Consider the following 17,995-nt stretch of genomic DNA (forward strand, 5'->3'; position numbering starts at 1 on the left):
ATTGAGTGAAAAAGAAATTAAGCATATTAATAATCAGTATTTTGGTAGCATTCATATCAATATTCTTTAAAGTAAAATCATTATTTATTTTACCAGGAATCATATATATAGTTTATTGTTTTAAAAATCCTAAAAGATGTTTTTGGATAACATACTTTATTGCATTATTATTTCCTATTGGACTTAGTAATAATCTGAATCTTTCAATCACGATTATTATTTGCATGGTAGTAATATTATATTTTGTTATATTAATACATAGTAGCAATTTTAGAAGATTTAAGTTAAATAATTTTGTAAATATTACTTTTTTTCTATTATCTATATTATATTGTATATATTTTTTTGTTGGATTAAGTAAAGGGTATAGTGCAAGTGTTGATTTCAAAATATATGCTATGCAGATTATGTTATTTTATTGTACATATAAAGTAATTAATGAGAAAGATGATATATATAAACTTATGAACATGACTGTATATGCTATGTTTGGGAATGCTGCAATTGGGGTTATTATATATTTAACTAAAAACTTAAGCATTTGGAATTTACAAGGTACTTCTGGAAGATTCGGTTATAATGCACAAACATTATTTATAATAACATTAAGTTATATGTTTTTTTTGTTTTATAATAGAAAGTATTTAATCAGCAAATCAATATTAATATGTTCTTGTTTTTTATCGATTATATTGATAATTTTATCTCAAAATCGAACTAATCCAGTTTTAATACTTATTAATTTTATTTTAATAATACTAATTAGCTTTACAAATAAAATTTCTTTGAAAAAATTAATAAGAAAAATGGGACTATTTATATTTATTGCAATTGTTGTAGCTTATGGAGCTAATAATATTATTAATAGCAATAGTAACTTTATAAATAGATATAAACAGATATCTTCATCAAATAATGATGATAATTTAAAAACAAGAATGCTTACATTTGACTATTATTTAGATTTAATAGAAGAAAAACCTCTTGGAAATGGATTTGGAATACATATGCCATTTGTTGATGCTCAAGGAAATTTTCAAATAGAAGAGTCACTTAATACAGATAATGCATATATAAATATTGCCTATAAAGCTGGAATCATAGGTTTAATTTTATATATAATTTTAATTTGTTCTCCTTTGGTAAAAATGGCAGTTAACTATAGATTAAGTAAGGATAAGCTATATCTATCTATGAGTACATCTTATTTTATGTTATTAATAGGTGGGAGTATGTTCACAAGTCAAATAATACATTCATATGCTGTGTCTACTTTTATGTGGGTATTTATCTCGTATATAAATTTATATACAGATGAAAAACTTGAATTATATAACAAAGAAAATAAATAGTTAAAATAATAGAATGCAGAGGAGAAAATATGAAAATTTGTTTTTTAACAGATACTATTTTTAATTTGGGTGGTATACAAAGAGTTTTATCTGTATTAACTAATGAATTAGTTAATACTTATGATGTAACTATAATATGCACAAATGGAACATACAAAGTAAATAGAGAATTATATAAGTTAGATAAAAAAGTACAAGTTATAATTAACGAAGAATTATGTAAGAAAAAGCTCTTCACAAAAATATATTCAAAAGTATTAAGAACGTTAATTATGAAAATAGAATTTTTAAATAAAAAGAAATTTATAGGTTTGTTAACACAAGCATTTTATCCTACTAATATTCAAAATAACTTTATAAATTTTTTTAATTCTAAAGATTATGATGTAATTATAGGAAATCAAGGGTATTGCAGTATGTTATTAGGAATTATAGGAAATAAAATAAATGCAAAGACAATTGGATGGCAGCATAATTCGTATGATGCATATTTTAATTCACCATATAAATATAACTGGAAACAAGATGAACTTTTTAAAGTATATATAAAAAAATTAGATAAATATATAGTGTTAACTGATGACGATAAAAAACTTATAGATAAGAATTTTATGATAAATAGTAATAGAATATATAATCCTCTTAGTTTTACTTCTGATAAAAAATCAAACTGTGAAGAAAAAAATATTGTATGTGTAGGAAGGTTAATACAAGAACAAAAGGGATTAGATTTGCTTATAAAGGCATTTCATAAGGTTTCTTCAATTCATAAGGATTGGATATTATATATAGTTGGAGATGGAGCAGATAAAGATAAATTAAATGAATTAATTAGCGATTTAAATTTAGAAAATAAAATTAAGATACAACCCTCTACAAATAATATTGAAGAATATTATTTAAATTCATCTATTCTTGTATCTTCATCCAGATGGGAAGGATTTGGTTTAGTTATAACAGAAGCAATGGAATGTGGATTACCAGTTATAGCATTCGCTAATTCTGGACCAAAAGAAATAATAAATAAACCCGATGAAAATGGAATTTTAGTTCCATGTGAAGATATTGATGCATTAGCAGAAAATATTATACATTTAATTGAAAATGAAGAGAAAAGAAAAAGAATAGCAAAAGGATCTATAGTTAGAGCGCAAGACTTTTCTATAAGTAAAATATCCGGCGAGTGGACTAAAATAATACAATCTTTAAGGGCATAATTTTTACAACTACATAGTTCAATGAAATTATTAAATATTGTATTAGTATTATGATCAAGAATATGAATGACAAATATAAAACCAATATTATGCAAAGAAAATTTAAGAATATACAATGTAGGAGGATGAAGTGAGTAATAAATCAAAGTTAAAAAATGGAATAATGATAACTTTTATAGCAAAATATAGTAATGTAATTACCCAATTAATAATAAATTCGATATTAGCTAGATTATTAATGCCAGAAGAATTTGGTGTAATTGCAATAATAACTGTATTTATATCATTTTTTAATATTTTAGGTGATATGGGGATTGGACCAGCCATAATACAGAATAAATTATTAGATGATAAAGAAATATCAGATATATTTAAGTTTTCAGTAATGGGAGCATTAGTTATTGCAATTGGATTTTATTTCTTTTCGTATTTTATTGCATTTTTTTATACAAATAAAATTTACATAAAATTAGGAATTTTATTATCATTTTCGGTATTTTTCTTTATATGTAATATAGTACCCAATGCATTAATATATAAAAAACAAAATTTTAAATTAGTAGGAATAATTAATGTTTGTGCTAATATAGGTGTGGGAATTATTACTATAACACTTGCATTAAATGGTTGGTCATATTATTCATTGATATTTGATTCAATTTCAAAAAGTTTATTTATTTTTATATTATCTTTTACATTCTCTAAAATTAAAATTAAAAAAGGATATTCTTATAATGCTGTTAAAAAGATAAGAAACTATTCTAGCTATCAATTCTTATTTAATTTCATTAATTATTTCACTAGAAATTTAGATAATATATTAATAGGAAAGTTTTTAGGATCATCTACATTAGGGTACTATGATAAATCTTATAAACTTATGTTATATCCAGTACAAAACTTAACAAATGTAATAACACCAGTATTGCATCCAGTATTGTCAGAATATCAAGATCAAATTGATGTTATTTATGATACATATATAAAAGTAGTTAAAGTTCTTGCATATATAGGCATCTTTGTATCGGTATATTGTTTTTTTTCATCAAAGGAAATTATACGTATAATGTATGGAAATAACTGGGATAAGTCTATACCTGTTTTTAGAATATTATCATTATCTATAGTAATACAAATGGTTTTATCTAGCATTGGATCAATATTTCAATCAACAGGATATGTAAATAAATTATTTTCTACTGGTTTTGTATCTGCATGTTTTACTATAACAGCAATAACGATTGGAATTATAAGTAAAAGTTTGGAAATATTATCAATTGGGATAGTAATTTCTTTTGCATTTAACTTTATACAGTGCTTTTATGTGTTGATGACACACGTTTTTAATAAGAAATTTAGTGAATTTTTGCTAAATATAAAAAATGTATTAATAATAGGATTTATAATGGTATGTGGTTATTTATTAACATCAAGAATATCTATAGACAATGTATTGATTAGTGCAATAGTAAAATTAGTAATAGGTATTATAACTTATTTAATTGGCTTAATTATAACTAAAGAATATAAATTATTAAAAAGCATTATTATTAAATAAGTAAATTATAATAAAAAATAATTATGGGGGTGGGGAGTGTTTTGAAACAAAATATGAAAAGAATTGAATGGATTGATTTTGTAAAATTTGTGGCGATTTTTTATATGGTTTGGGCGCATTATGGTGCACCACGAATAATATATTGGTACATACAATCATTTCACATGCCTTTATTTTTCTTTATTTCTGGATATTTATCTAATAATAGTAATTATAGTTTTAAAAATTATACAGCTAAAAGAGCTAGAGCCTTAATTATTCCGTATTTGCTATTTGGATTAATTAATTATATCTTTTGGATTATACTTGTAAGAATTAATTTAGTTAAAACAAATGATAACTTATATGATCCAATAAAATATTTATTAACTATAAATACAACTACACATTTACCTATAGCAAATGCCCTATGGTTTTTAACTTGCTTATTTATAGTTGAGATTATTTTCTTTATTTTAGTAAAACATATTAAAGATAACAATATAACTTTATCTATGGTATTAATTATATTTTCATTAATTGGATACTTTTATCCACTGATAACTAACATTAGATTGTATTGGGGTATAGATGTTGCATGTACAGCTATAGTTTTTTATGGATTCGGATATTTATTTAAAAAGAATAAAAATATTATCAATTGTTTTTACAAACCGAAAATTTATACTATAATACTATTATTTGTAATCAGTATAACTTTTGAGTTACTGAATGGACATGTTGCTCTAATGATAATAACATATAATAACTATTTCTATTATTATATATCAGCATTTGCTTCTATATTTATGTATATGATGATATCGATATATTTATATAATATTAGATTGATTAGTAACTTAAAAGTATATAAAGTTTTTTTATATATTGGGAAAAATACAATTTCAATTTTGGCTTTTAATCAATTACTAATAGTAATATTACATAAAATGACTGAAACAATTCCAATAAATATAAATATTAAAGAAATAATAAATTCAACACTTATTATTGTAGTTTTAATACCAATATCATATTTTTTAAATAAGTATTGTCCTATTATTGTTGGTAAAAGTAAAGTGAATAATAATAAATTAAGACAATAGATTAAAAAATATGTATTGTAAGGGGCGGAATAAAATGTCGAAAGAGATAAGTGAAAGATCTAAAACTATTGACGTTATGAAATTCATATTAATAATTCTCGTAGTAATAGGTCATTATCCTAATATTAATACAAATGTACAAAGAATAATTTTTTGGTTTCATATGCCATTATTCTTTACTATAAGTGGTTATTTATTTAAAGGAGACTACAAGAAATTATGGATGAGAAAAACTATAATAAAATATATTGTACCATATTTTTCATATTTTATTTTAATATCTTTATTGCAAAGGAATATATCACTAGATAATGTAATAAAATTTTTATATGGTGGCAGAATGTATTCAGGGACATATTGGTTTATACCATGTATGTTAATAACAATACTTGCTTTTTATTTCTTTAATAAAGAATTTTCAAAAAGAACAATAATAATTATTGTTATAGTTTTTTATTTACTAGCTCATTTAGAATCTATTTTCTTTCTACCTTATACTGAAAATTATTTAGACTGGAATTTTATATACAAAATACCATTGAATATAGATGTATGCTTAATGTCTATAGCATATTTCGCTATGGGATTTTATTTTAAGAGTACTATAAATAAAATTATTAATAAAAATAATGTTATTTTATATTTAATAGTATTTTTAATATGCTTAATTTTTATTATTTTAAATTTAAAAGGTATATTATCTTATACTTTAAATATGAAATTAGGACATTATTATAATTTTATTTTAGATATATTAATACCAGGTATATTCGGAATATGGATACTTATGACTAGCACATTTATTAGCAAAATTAATATTAATTTAATTAATATTATAGGAATAAATACATTACCAATAATGTATTTCCATATACCTATCAATGGATTGATTCAAAATAAAATTGAATATGGAATTATAGGATACATATTAGTTGGAGTAGTACCAACATTGATATTTGCTTATATTTGTTCTAAAAATAGATATTTAGAATTTTTATTTAAAGGAAAAACAACAAATCAGGTACTTATGTCGAAGACAAATATAGTAAATTAGAATATATTATAAATCAATCATTTAATAGCTTACTTTTAACTAGTAAGATTAATAAATATACGTAATTTATATTAGAGAATATGGGAGTGAAATATTATGAATAAGAAAATAAGAAAAGCAATAATTCCAGCAGCAGGTCTAGGAACAAGATTTTTACCTGCAACTAAGGCTCAACCAAAGGAGATGCTTCCTATAGTTGATAAGCCTACTATTCAATACATTATAGAGGAAGCTGTTGCTTCTGGGATTGAGGAAATTCTTATTGTTACTGGTAGGAATAAGAAGTGTATTGAGGATCATTTTGATAAGTCTGTTGAGCTTGAGATGGAACTTGCAAAGAATAGTAAGGATGAATTATTGGAATTGGTTAAGGGAATTTCAGGCATGGTTGATATTCATTACATAAGACAAAAAGAACCTAGAGGACTAGGGCATGCTATTTATTGTGCTAAGAGTTTTGTTGGCAATGAACCTTTTGCAATTCTTCTTGGTGATGATATTGTTTATACTGATAAATCTCAAAGACCTTGTTTAAAGCAACTTATTGATTGCTATGATGAGTATAATACAAGCATCCTAGGTGTTCAAAGCGTTGATCCTGAAAATGTATCTAAGTATGGTATTGTGGATGGAATACAAATAGAGGATAGATTATGTAAGGTTAAAGGATTAGTTGAGAAGCCAAGCAAAGAAGAGGCACCTTCTAATACTGCAATACTGGGTAGATATATAGTAACTCCTAGAATATTTGAGATATTACAGAAGACTAAGCCAGGTAAGGGGAATGAAATTCAACTTACAGATGCATTGTTAGAACTTATTAAAAACGAAGCTATGTATGCTTATAATTTTGAAGGTAAGAGATATGATGTTGGTGATAAATTAGGATTTTTAGAGGCAACAATAGAATATGCAATAAGAAAACCTGAAATTAAGGATGAATTTATAGAATATTTAAGAAGTATAATATAATAAAAACTTCTCTAAATGTAGCTATGGAGTCACAAGTTCCTCCATAGCACTCCAACCGACTGTACATAAAAAAGATTTTTATTGATTTACTATATCAATAAAAATCTTTTTTTCTTTATATAGTAAATTAAGCATATATATTAATAAGCTTAAGTAAAGGAATGATAGATATGAATATATTTAAAAGAGTTATTCTAGCTATACTAACAATTTTAATAAGTTTTACTCAAACAGGAAGTGTTAAAACACAGATGTCAGATATTTCGGGTACAAGATTAAGTATAGCTAGAAACTATCTAAAGTATAAAACTGTATCAACAACAGTTTGGGGTAATGGAGGAACTCATATACCAACTGTTCGTGTATACAATCACCTAGCTTTTCAAGGAGCAGATAATACCCTTGTAGTAATGATAAATATTAAAGGAGATACAGATGCTAATCCTGTTATGTTTCCAGATAGCATAATTAATCAAGCTCTTGCAAATGCTACTACTGCAAATGTGAAAACGACAATGATAAACCTTCATTTAGGTACTAATTATTCAGATGGTTATGGTAGAAAAGCCTATCATCCTGATGTAGCTACATTCTTTCGAAATTGGAAAACTATATGCCTACATTATGCTCAAATGTGTACTGATAATGATATTTCTATATTATGTATTGGTTGTGAACAGGTTCAGCAAACAGTTGATGCAAATTATAGTTACTGGGCAGATATTGTTTCAGCAATACGAAGTGAATATCCCAATCTTTTATTGACTTATGCAGCACACGGTAATGAATATAAAGTAGATACTCCTTTGAAATTTTGGGGATTACTTGATTTTATAGGGTTTAATATGTACTTTCATTATACTAATAAACTATTTAGCCAAAATCCAACTTTAGATGAAATAATACAAGCTTATTATGCTCCTATTTTTAAAGGAAAATCTACAATGGATTTAATAAATATGCATGCAAATACTTTTAATAAGAAAATTTTTATAACAGAAACAGGATTAATGCCTAAGGATACGGGGCTAGCTAAGGCATATGATCCTACGAATGCAAATGGTGTTACAACTTATGATGGTACTGCCTTAGCAATTAAAGCAGTATGTGATGGTCTATGCCAAAATGTCAATGTATTAGGATTCTCATGGTGGCATGTAAGTCCCCCATTTGATTATTTTAACGATACTGAAGTAACAAGTGCAGAACAGACTATGCATGATTATTTAAAAGGAGGTTTAATATAATATGAGCCAACATGGTGTAAACTTAATTTGGGAATAGTATTATGTTCCTAAAATATCGCTACAATAATATTTTTCTAATATATTAAAAATTAGACTAAGTAATTAAATATTTATAAGATTGACATAATAAAGAAATAGAAATATAATTAAACAAATTATATGGATAGAGGTTATTATAATGATTAAAATTCTAATTATATTAATAGTAGCTATAACAATACTCTTTGTACTAGCTTTATGCAAAACTGCCAAAAGAGCAGACAAAAATGCTCAGATTATATTAAAAAAACATAAATCTAACATAAAGAGATCAGAACTTTGAAATAAAATGTAATAATAAGAGTAAAAGTAGAAATTCTGTTCTTTTTGTTTTAGGAATGTTTTCTTTATATGTAAAGTATACCAGAGTGAAAGAGAAATTACTAAATACAAGCACTGCAACAGTATCGAAGATTAAATTTATTTATATCGTCTAAATTCTCTTGATTTTCAATTTTTATTTTTTAAAAATTAAGAAAATATATTTTTTATATTTTTTGAAAAATCGGCAATATAGTTGCGTAGCAACTATGCAAAAAAATTTAATTGATTTGTGTCATATACTTTAAATTTATTGCAACTCTTGCTAAAATTGTATTGTTATAGATAGCGTATTTTTATATGCTTATTTAATTGTGATATATCTTCAAGTGTTAGAAGGTCTCGTCAAAAAGATTCTAATGTTCTTGAAGATATTTCTCTTATACCAGCGTTTAATTCTTTTATTGCTCCGCTACCGTTTTCAAATAGTTGCGTTAATATATCTGAAATTCGCACTAATAAATAATGATTTTTAGTAGCTTAATAATCTAAACAACAAGCATGTTCTATATTATACCGAATCTTCTTTTGATTATTGAATCTTTTGTTTTCCGTTTCTGTATTTTTTACCAGTCACCACAATTTTCAAAACATTTCTTTTACTAAGTTTTATGTTCGTAACAAAAACAAAGTTTTTGGGTATTTTATCATTTGTATCAGTATTTTCAAGAGTTGTATCACTTATATCTGTAAAATCTACTGCATTGATTAATCGTTTTCAATGTAAAACCTCATTAATGTAATTGATGTTTGTGTTGCTTTCATCACTCTGAATTTTCTTAATAGCTTGAATTTCTTTCCAAAGTGTTTTTTAATTTTTAAGAACTCTCCGAAAAAATTTATTTTATTTTCCTTTTCTCCCTTTTGTTTTCTTGTTCTTATATTCATAAGTAATCCTCATAAACGTAGTAATTTAGATACTGTACCTAATTATATTATACTATGATTTAATACATTTTTATTTTTTATTTACTCGAAAAATATTTAATCTTTAAAGCTTACTGCACTAAATTAATTTTTAATGCAGTGCTTTTTGTTCCAAATTTCCCACTTGTAGGGTGAAGAAATATTGTTTATACTGATCAATCTCAAAAGTCTTGTTTAAAACATATAATTGATTGTTATGATGAATGTAAAACAAGTATATTAGGAGATTTAATTTAATGTGAAAAATATACCCAAAAATATAGAAACTACCTTAAGTGGGTAGGTTACGAAAACAAAAATCTATTTTATACTGAATATAATCAATAGAGCCTAAAAATGTATAAAATACGGTATAGTTGATGGAATAGAAATTGAGAATAGAGTTTGCAAGGTTAAACGATTAATAGAGAAGCCTAGTGTAGAAGAAGCTTCATCTAATATCACAATTATTGGTAGATACAAAGTAACGCCAAGATATTTGAAATATTTAGATAGAACTAAGCCTGATAAAGGTAATAAAATATGGCTGACAGATGCATTATTAGAGCTACTTAAAGATAAAACCATGTATAGAAGGAGAATGCTATATGTGTTTATTAGAATTAAAAAATATCAATAAATACTATAAATTAAAAGGTAATGAAAAATTTCATGTACTGGAGAATGTTAATTTAGCTTTTAATAAGGGAGAATTAGTAGCAATTGTCGGAGAATCTGGAAGTGGAAAATCTACATTAATGAATTTAATTGGAGGATTAGATTCTAATTATTCAGGAGAATTATTTGTAAATGGAAAAGATATTAAAAAGCTAAGGAAAAAAGAGCTTGATAGATATAGAAAAAATCAAGTAGGATTTATTTTTCAAAGCTTCAATCTAATAGCACATTTATCTGTTTTAGATAACGTAGCTATTGCTATGACTTTATCAAATGTTAGAAAAAAGGAACGAGTAAAACGTGCAAAAGAAATATTGAATGACTTGGGTTTAAATAATCATATAAACAAAAAGCCAAATCAGTTATCAGGAGGTCAAAAGCAAAGGGTTGCCATTGCGAGAGCTTTAATAAATGATCCTGAAATAATTGTTGCTGATGAACCTACAGGTAGCTTAGATTCAAAAACATCAATGCAAGTTTTAGAAATAATGAAGGGGATTGCTAAGAGAGGCAAACTTGTAATTATGGTTACTCACTCTGAAAAAGTAGCATCTTTTTCAAGTAGAATAATTAAAATAGCAGATGGTAAAATCACAGATGATACGAAAGGTTTAAAATTAGGAAATAATATTAATGAAGTATCAATTGATAGAGAAAAAGCTAAAGTGAATAAAGAAAGACAAAATCTAAATATTGTATCAGCTATAAAGCTGGCTCTTGTGAATATGAAGGAAAAGCTAATACGCAATATTTTTGTTTCAATAGGTGCAAGTATCGGAATAATGAGTATTATTTTAATGTTATCTTTAGGCAACGGTGTTAAAGCTTATTTTAATAATACTATGAATAGTTATGTAAATCCTCTAGTGATAGAAGTTAATATGCCTAGTCAAGAAGATGAAACAATTGACTTAGATATTACAACAATACAAAAACCAGATGTTAATACTTCAAAGTCATTTGAAGAAGAAGATATTAATAATTTATCTAAAATAGAAAATGTATCTTCAGTGGAAAAAGGATTTACTGCAATTTCTATGGGTGCTAATTCATTAAGTTACAATGGGAAAAGCAGTAATTTAATGAGGATTTCAACCATATCATCAAATATAACAACTTCAAATATAGAACAAGGAACTTTCCCAAAAGAAGGAGAACTATTAATTAATAAATCTGTAAGTGATAAGCTAGGTGGAGGTGTTATAGGTCAAAAAGTTAATTTACATATTTTGGTGAATCAAAAAATTTTAAATAAAGAATTTATTGTAAGTGGAATTTATGCCTCAGCAGGTGCAGATTTAACTGCTGTAATGAAATCTACTTTTTTGAATTATTCAGATTTAGAAAAGTTTTATTCAGAAAACAAATATAAATTAAAACCAAATGTAATGTATATTAATACAACTAGTGCTAAATATGCAACTGAAATTAAAGAAAAGATTAAGGAACTTGGATATTCAGAATCTTCACAAGAATTAATGACATCAATGTTTAATCAAATGATAAGTATTTTAACATACGTATTATCAGGGATTGCAGCAATATCTTTAGTAGTATCATCAATTATGATAATAGTAGTTATGTATATTAGTGTTGTAGAGAGAACAAAAGAAATAGGAATAATGAAGGCTATTGGTGCACGCGAAAAGGATATAAGAAGAATTTTTGTTTGTGAAGCATTTCTAATTGGATTTTTTAGTGGACTTGTTGGACTTGTTTTTACATTTTTATTAATGAAAGTTATAAATATTATGTCAAATAAGTTGTTTGAAATTAATTTAGCTTTAATAAAGAATTCTTATGGAGTATTTGGAGTAGCAGTAAGCATTGTTATAAGTACGTTATCTGGATTATTACCGGCAAATAAAGCTGCTAAATTAGATCCAGTAGAGTCATTAAGAAGAGAATAATAAAAAAAATCGGTATCTCTATATCAATGTCATTAAGTTAGCATTGGGTCAATAGACTTAGGTCTAAATCAAAAGTGGGAGAACTATTTAATAAAGTAGTTCTTCCACTTTTTTCTTGTTCATGCGCATGACAAAAAAACAGATTGCTATCTGTCAAAAAAGCAATATAAAATTAGCGTTATTTATGCTACTCTATATAAGAAGCTAATAAATGTCTTAGTAATCATATTCCTTTGTCTATGGCGGTCAGGCCTTATTGGAATTATATTTTTGGCAATTATTGCTTCTAAATTAGGTGATGTTGTTTTCCCATAATAGAACTTTCTGCACATGTGAGTGGCTACGGAAAAATTAGCTTTATATGTGTATTTCCTTTGCTTTTTCTTTATGACTACGTGTGAGGTAATCATTTGAGTGAAGTTATACATTGTTAGATGTGCATAAATTTCTTGCTAGATGCACATTACCATCCTTGAATAATTCTTTTGTTTCATTCGTCTGCTTCCTTGTAAGTTTCAATCGGATATTAACATCAAAGCAGTTATAATCAGGTAATACGAAACTGCTTTTTATGCCCATAGCCCCGTCTCTTATTCGTATGAGAAATTTCCAGCCCTTTTCCTGAATGTGTGCCATATTGTTATAGGACTCATATCCTCTATCAGCAATAACAAGTGCTTTTAGAATTGGTGAACGATCTACCATATCAATAAAAGCCTTATGTTCATTGTTTTCTCTCTTTTTCTGTATTATCGCATCTGAGTAAATATTTTGTTTTAAGTCATATAGTGCATTCAAATGAAGTAGATTATAAGACTTCTGACCATTAGAACCTGGCATGTATGATTCTTTATCATCTGGATTAGTAGCTATATGTATGTCAGAACCATCAACAGCCAAAATTATTAGTTCATTTTCATTAGTTTCTAAAGATATATCTGTTGAAAAAGCTTTGAAGATTGTTTCAAAGGTCTTAGGTTTAATTTTATTCCTCTGTTGTATAAATGCAGATGAAGTCACTGTATCTGCTGAATAATTGAACATATCCAACAATTAATTTGAAAGGGGTCCTCCGCCCATACCAATAATTCCTGTTAGCATTTGTTTAAGCGAAAGCTTACGATTGCGTGTAAAATCAGTTTTAGAGTTAACACAATAATCTGATGGATTTTCAGCAACATTTTCAATTTTAGATAGTAATAGTTTCTATACGTTTATTATATGCTGTATTAATTTTTTAAAAATAGAAAAAATATAAATTTCATAATTTATAAGTGTTACATAATATTACTAATGTAGAAAATAAATTCTGAAATGAAGAAAATCACCCATATTGGGTAGGTTACAAAAAAAACATTACATTTTATACTAATATTATATTATCTACTCATTATAAATTGAAAGGGGATAGAATAAAAATGAAAATGAAAAAATTATTATCAATTGGAGCATTTGCATTAGTATTAGCTTGTTCTACATCAATTGGAGCATCGGCAGCCACTATACCTAGTAATGCTGATATAATAAAAATAATTTTAAATCAATATAAAAATGGTACAAATCCAGTGGGTGTATTATCAGAAGTTAACAAAGATACTAAAATTGGTACTATTTTAACTCCAACTGTTACTGAGGAAATTGATTCGCAACTTTCAAATCATCCATCTGTAGACAAACTTTTAACAAAAGTTGAGAATAATCAAGACAATAGTATAGCAACTGTTTTAGAAAAAGTTACCGCAGATGAAGCAACCTTTTCTAAATTTCAAGCTAAATTCATAGAAATTGCAGAAAAAGTAAGAGCTATGGATACAAAGATGGGAATTGAAAGAATATTAGCAGAACAAAAAATTAGTGATATTGTTACAGCGTATGATGCTACTTTAAATGTTACTTTTGGTAAGAATAGTGAAGGAAAGACAACTGCTTCTATCGAAAAAAATGGACATGTTCTAGTTCAACTTAACTCTGATAATCTTCAAACAATCATTGATAGAGTTAGAAATTTAACTTGGACAGAGGTTAGTATTGCAAAAGCTTTATTATAAACTAACTTAAATTAATGGTTATAAGAGTTTTTATAAACGTAAGGAGGAATTGATATATTAGCATGAATAAAACAAAAAAGAGCATCAGTCTTATTATTGAAATATTATTAATGTTTAGTATAATACTTGCAGTATTATCTATGTTTGTTAAAGTGATTGTTTTAAATGAAAATACTTATACAGATATACTTAATAAAAATAATACTTATGAGCAAGTTAAAGAATCAATATATAATAAAATAGATGCATTATTAAGTGCTAAAAATATTAATTATGACATTAAGGAATCAATAATAACAGAAGAAGATGTAAAAAAAGAAGCTGACAATGTGATTTCTGGCTTTATTCAATATCTAAAAACTGGAGAGAATAATATTAAGCCTATAGATGTAGAGATATATAAGCAAAGAGTTAAAGATATTATAGGTAATATTATAAAACCAACTAAAAATGATTTATCTTTTAACAGCAACGTACAAACTGAAAATACAGTATGTATGGTTAATGAACTGGAATTTAATAATATGATGATTTCTAAAGAAAAATCAAAAGTCGGACAATCCTCTTTTGAAGTGCAAAAGCTAGATACCAGAAGTGAAGCAGAAGCTAAAGTAAGAGCAATATTAAAGCAAAAAGGACTAACGGAAGAACAAGCAATTCAAAAAGCAATCAAAAAGGGAATAACAGAAGAACAAGCTTTGAAAATATTGGCTGATTATGGTATAACAATTGATGATGAATCAGACTCAGAAGGAAATCAATCTACATCAGAACAGCCTAATAATAGTAATGACTCACTTATGCAAGGTATTGATAAAAACACTACTGTAAATTCTGATAAAGAAGTATCATCAAATAGTCAAAGAGAAAATACTATAAACCAGACACCAGCTGACAAAAGTACTAAAAATAAGTTAGATGGAGTATTAAATAAATTGCTAGATGAGGCAGGAAGTAGTATTGAAAAAGAAATTGAAAAAATAAACTTAGATAAAATATTGGAATCTAATAAACTTCAAAAATTAGCCGAAATAACATCAATTATTTATAAAATGTTTTGGATGTTTATGATGTTGCCGATTATCCTTATGGCAATATTAATAAAGATAAATAGCAAAGATTTAAATTCTAGCTTAAAATACATACGAAATGCATTTTTATTAGCAGGATTAATTTTATTTGCAATATTCTTTGGGGCTTATGTTTTTAAAGTCTATGAGAAATTTAATATTAATATAGTTTATTTGAAAGATATAATTTCTTATACAATAAAGCATTTTTTAATAGTTTTATCAACATGTGGAGTTATAACATTTGTTGTAGGATTATTTCTTCTTATACCTACAATTAAAAAAACAAGTAAGTGAAATTAGAGAAAAATACGAAACATTACTTGTTTATAAATTAATTTCAAGAGATTAAAAGCGTATAAATAACATAATGATCTAAATGGGAAGAGTATTAAGGAGGGGAATATAATAATGAAAAATTTCAGATTAAAAAAGTTAGTTGCAGTTGCACTTGTAGCTATGACAATAGCAACTGTTGCTCCAGTTGGAGCATCAGCAGCATGGAAACAAGATTCTAATGGTTGGTGGAATACAGAAGGAAATTCATATTCTAAAGGTTGGAGAGCTATAAATGGTACTTGGTATTATTTTGGTTCAGATGGATACATGAAAACAGGTTGGATAAAGGATGGCGGTAAATGGTACTTTACAGAAACATCAGGAGCAATGCAAACTGGTGTAGTGAAAGTTGATGGGAAAGCATATTATCTTGCACCAAGTGGAGAAATGCAAACTGGGGATGTAACACTTAATGAAGTGACTTATACTTTTGCAGCAAGTGGAGAGGCTATAGGAGATAAAATACCAACTCAAACTATAACATCTACATCTACTAAAACTGTAGTAACACCAAGTAAAACAACAGAAACTACTGAAAATTCATCAAGTAATAGCAATAAATCATCAAATAGTGATTCTGATTCAGTAGAAAAAGATGTAAAACCTTCTCAAACAGTTATAGATGCTCGATATAAGTCAGATACAAAAATTACTATGTCTGTAGTACAAAATGCTGATGGGACAACAACTATAAAACCTACACTTAGATTTACACCAGGAATATATACTGAATCAATAACTACGCATAAAAAAACATATTCAGTTAACAAAGATTTATATGTTACGTTTAATGGAAAAGATGCATATATATCAGGAAATTATATAGATGGATATAAAATTGATGCAGGTGTTACAGGAGAAGTAGAAATAACTGCAAGTATTTCTATATATGATAGTACTAATGGTAAATTATATTATGTAACTGCAGCACCAGAAACAGTTACAATTCCTGCTAATTACGTTTAAGGTAACACCCTATAAATAAACTGCGAAAATTAGATAGAAATAAATAAGTATTAAATTTTAATTTACTATATTAAAAATTTGTAGAATAGTAGTATAATTAGATATATTATTTAAGCAAAGCAGTAAGAATATTTTAGATTCTTACTGCTTTTTATTTTATTATATCTGCTATAATATTATTTGGTATAAAATTAAGTTTTAAGATTCATACTATTTTCTATAAATTATAGTATAGAGTTTATATTATAAAGTAAAATAATATGTAATGGCATTAAGTAAGATGTGAAAAAATGAGACCATGGGCAGATTTAATGAGACCTAGTGATTTAAAAGATTTTGTAGGACAACAACATATATTAAGTCAAGGAAAACAATTATATAATTTAATAAAAAGTAAAAATATATGTAATTATATATTTTATGGTCCACCAGGAACTGGAAAGACAACCTTAGCTAACATAATGGCCAATTATGTAGATAAGAAATTTTATAAATTAAATGCAACAATTGCATTTGTAAAAGATATTCAAGACATAACTAATAATATGGATAATTTATTAAATTATAATGGAGTAGTTTTATATATAGATGAACTTCAGCATTTTAATAAGAAACAACAACAGGCATTGTTAGAATTTATAGAAGATGGAAGAATAACTTTAATAGCAAGTACTACTGAAAATCCATACTTCGTTATGCATAAAGCTATAATAAGCAGGTGTAATATATTTTCTTTTAAACCATTAGATACAGAGGATATTATAATGGGTCTTAAAAATTCTATAGAAAGATTAATAAATGATGGATTAGAAATCCAGTATTCTAATGAAGCGCTTGATTACATTGGAGAAATATCTCAAGGGGATTATAGAAAAGAATATAATATTTTAGAACTTGCAATAAATTCTGAAGTAAAGAACGTTAGAGTGATTTCAAGTGAATATATAGAGAGTTTAGGGTAGTCCAATATGAGGGCAGATTCTAGTGGTGATGAGTTTTATAACTTGTTAAGTGCCCTTCAAAAGAGTATTAGAGGAAGTGATGCTGATGCATCAATTCATTATTTAGCACGACTTATCAAAAGTGGCAATTTAACTTCAATTATAAGAAGGATTTCTGTTATTGCAGCTGAAGATATAGGTCTTGCCTTTCCAACAGCACTGTCTGTTGTCAACTCTGGAATAGAACTAGCTTTATATATATATTAATTAGTTATAATAAATGGAGAAATAG

Annotated in this window: 14 protein-coding genes and 2 pseudogenes; 14 read left to right on the top strand and 2 right to left on the bottom strand. The window is 26.0% G+C overall.

The genetic code is table 11. The annotated features are described in order from the left end of the window. Window positions 1-5 precede the first annotated feature (5 nt). The 8 genes from L3B98_RS29050 to L3B98_RS02205 all read left to right on the top strand — a co-directional run bounded on the left by L3B98_RS29050 (window position 6) and on the right by L3B98_RS02205 (window position 8,807). Window positions 6-1,352 (top strand): O-antigen ligase family protein, encoded by a 1,347-nt coding sequence (locus L3B98_RS29050; RefSeq protein WP_238915452.1) that lies wholly within the window; start codon window positions 6-8, stop codon window positions 1,350-1,352. Window positions 1,353-1,381: 29 nt separating this feature from the next. Next, window positions 1,382-2,569, top strand: coding sequence for a glycosyltransferase family 4 protein (locus L3B98_RS02175; protein ID WP_238915453.1), 1,188 nt, complete (start codon window positions 1,382-1,384; stop codon window positions 2,567-2,569). 130 nt (window positions 2,570-2,699) lie between these two features. Then, window positions 2,700-4,127: a lipopolysaccharide biosynthesis protein gene (locus tag L3B98_RS02180; RefSeq protein ID WP_238915454.1), complete on the top strand. Its 1,428-nt coding sequence runs from the start codon at window positions 2,700-2,702 to the stop codon at window positions 4,125-4,127. A 41-nt stretch (window positions 4,128-4,168) separates the two neighbouring features. Continuing rightward, window positions 4,169-5,212 (top strand): acyltransferase family protein, encoded by a 1,044-nt coding sequence (locus L3B98_RS02185; RefSeq protein ID WP_238915455.1) that lies wholly within the window; start codon window positions 4,169-4,171, stop codon window positions 5,210-5,212. A gap of 34 nt (window positions 5,213-5,246) precedes the next feature. Beyond that, a complete protein-coding gene (locus L3B98_RS02190; RefSeq protein ID WP_238915456.1) occupies window positions 5,247-6,266 on the top strand; it encodes an acyltransferase family protein in 1,020 nt (339 codons plus the stop codon). A 96-nt stretch (window positions 6,267-6,362) separates the two neighbouring features. After that, complete coding sequence (gene galU, locus L3B98_RS02195; RefSeq protein ID WP_238915457.1) at window positions 6,363-7,238, top strand: UTP--glucose-1-phosphate uridylyltransferase GalU; 876 nt, start codon at window positions 6,363-6,365, stop codon at window positions 7,236-7,238. Between the two features lie 170 nt (window positions 7,239-7,408). Continuing rightward, window positions 7,409-8,485, top strand: coding sequence for a hypothetical protein (locus L3B98_RS02200; RefSeq protein ID WP_238915458.1), 1,077 nt, complete (start codon window positions 7,409-7,411; stop codon window positions 8,483-8,485). Between the two features lie 178 nt (window positions 8,486-8,663). After that, complete coding sequence (locus tag L3B98_RS02205; RefSeq protein ID WP_238915459.1) at window positions 8,664-8,807, top strand: hypothetical protein; 144 nt, start codon at window positions 8,664-8,666, stop codon at window positions 8,805-8,807. A gap of 746 nt (window positions 8,808-9,553) precedes the next feature. Here the strand turns inward: L3B98_RS02205 and L3B98_RS02210 are convergent. Further along, entirely contained in the window at window positions 9,554-9,733 is a 180-nt protein-coding gene (locus tag L3B98_RS02210; protein WP_238915460.1) for a hypothetical protein, read from the bottom strand. Between the two features lie 382 nt (window positions 9,734-10,115). Here L3B98_RS02210 and L3B98_RS02215 point away from each other — a divergent pair. Beyond that, window positions 10,116-10,343 (top strand): annotated as a pseudogene (locus L3B98_RS02215) (UTP--glucose-1-phosphate uridylyltransferase); the annotation flags it as partial. A 16-nt stretch (window positions 10,344-10,359) separates the two neighbouring features. Then, window positions 10,360-12,339, top strand: coding sequence for an ABC transporter ATP-binding protein/permease (locus L3B98_RS02220; RefSeq protein WP_238915461.1), 1,980 nt, complete (start codon window positions 10,360-10,362; stop codon window positions 12,337-12,339). Window positions 12,340-12,759: 420 nt separating this feature from the next. On the opposite strand, the gene L3B98_RS02225 is transcribed toward L3B98_RS02220, so the two are convergent. After that, entirely contained in the window at window positions 12,760-13,383 is a 624-nt protein-coding gene (locus tag L3B98_RS02225; RefSeq protein ID WP_238915462.1) for a transposase, read from the bottom strand. A 374-nt stretch (window positions 13,384-13,757) separates the two neighbouring features. Between L3B98_RS02225 and L3B98_RS02230 the strand changes: the two genes are divergently transcribed. The 4 genes and pseudogenes from L3B98_RS02230 to L3B98_RS02245 form a co-directional block, all read left to right on the top strand. Further along, complete coding sequence (locus L3B98_RS02230) at window positions 13,758-14,387, top strand: hypothetical protein (protein WP_238915463.1); 630 nt, start codon at window positions 13,758-13,760, stop codon at window positions 14,385-14,387. Between the two features lie 62 nt (window positions 14,388-14,449). Further along, window positions 14,450-15,754, top strand: a complete 1,305-nt coding sequence (locus L3B98_RS02235; protein ID WP_238915464.1) for a hypothetical protein — start codon at window positions 14,450-14,452, stop codon at window positions 15,752-15,754. A 114-nt stretch (window positions 15,755-15,868) separates the two neighbouring features. Next, window positions 15,869-16,762 carry a cell wall-binding protein gene (locus tag L3B98_RS02240; RefSeq protein ID WP_238915465.1) on the top strand — a complete coding sequence of 298 codons (894 nt, stop codon included), beginning with the start codon at window positions 15,869-15,871 and terminating at the stop codon, window positions 16,760-16,762. Between the two features lie 290 nt (window positions 16,763-17,052). Then, window positions 17,053-17,964 (top strand): annotated as a pseudogene (locus L3B98_RS02245) (AAA family ATPase); the annotation flags it as partial. Between the last annotated feature and the right edge of the window lie 31 nt (window positions 17,965-17,995).

It is taken from the genome of Clostridium sp. YIM B02555, from assembly GCF_022320955.1.
GTDB classification, from domain to species: Bacteria; Bacillota; Clostridia; order Clostridiales; family Clostridiaceae; genus Clostridium; species Clostridium saccharoperbutylacetonicum.

Excerpts from the sequence above, each read along its gene's own strand:
- L3B98_RS02210 (WP_238915460.1), bottom strand. The coding sequence starts at position 9,733 with ATGAATATAAGAACAAGAAAACAAAAGGGAGAAAAGGAAAATAAAATA.
- galU (WP_238915457.1), top strand. The coding sequence starts at position 6,363 with ATGAATAAGAAAATAAGAAAAGCAATAATTCCAGCAGCAGGTCTAGGA.
- L3B98_RS02205 (WP_238915459.1), top strand. The coding sequence starts at position 8,664 with ATGATTAAAATTCTAATTATATTAATAGTAGCTATAACAATACTCTTT.
- L3B98_RS02235 (WP_238915464.1), top strand. The coding sequence starts at position 14,450 with ATGAATAAAACAAAAAAGAGCATCAGTCTTATTATTGAAATATTATTA.
- L3B98_RS02230 (WP_238915463.1), top strand. The coding sequence starts at position 13,758 with ATGAAAATGAAAAAATTATTATCAATTGGAGCATTTGCATTAGTATTA.
- L3B98_RS02220 (WP_238915461.1), top strand. The coding sequence starts at position 10,360 with ATGTGTTTATTAGAATTAAAAAATATCAATAAATACTATAAATTAAAA.
- L3B98_RS02190 (WP_238915456.1), top strand. The coding sequence starts at position 5,247 with ATGTCGAAAGAGATAAGTGAAAGATCTAAAACTATTGACGTTATGAAA.
- L3B98_RS02225 (WP_238915462.1), bottom strand. The coding sequence starts at position 13,383 with ATGTTCAATTATTCAGCAGATACAGTGACTTCATCTGCATTTATACAA.
- L3B98_RS02175 (WP_238915453.1), top strand. The coding sequence starts at position 1,382 with ATGAAAATTTGTTTTTTAACAGATACTATTTTTAATTTGGGTGGTATA.
- L3B98_RS02240 (WP_238915465.1), top strand. The coding sequence starts at position 15,869 with ATGAAAAATTTCAGATTAAAAAAGTTAGTTGCAGTTGCACTTGTAGCT.
- L3B98_RS02200 (WP_238915458.1), top strand. The coding sequence starts at position 7,409 with ATGAATATATTTAAAAGAGTTATTCTAGCTATACTAACAATTTTAATA.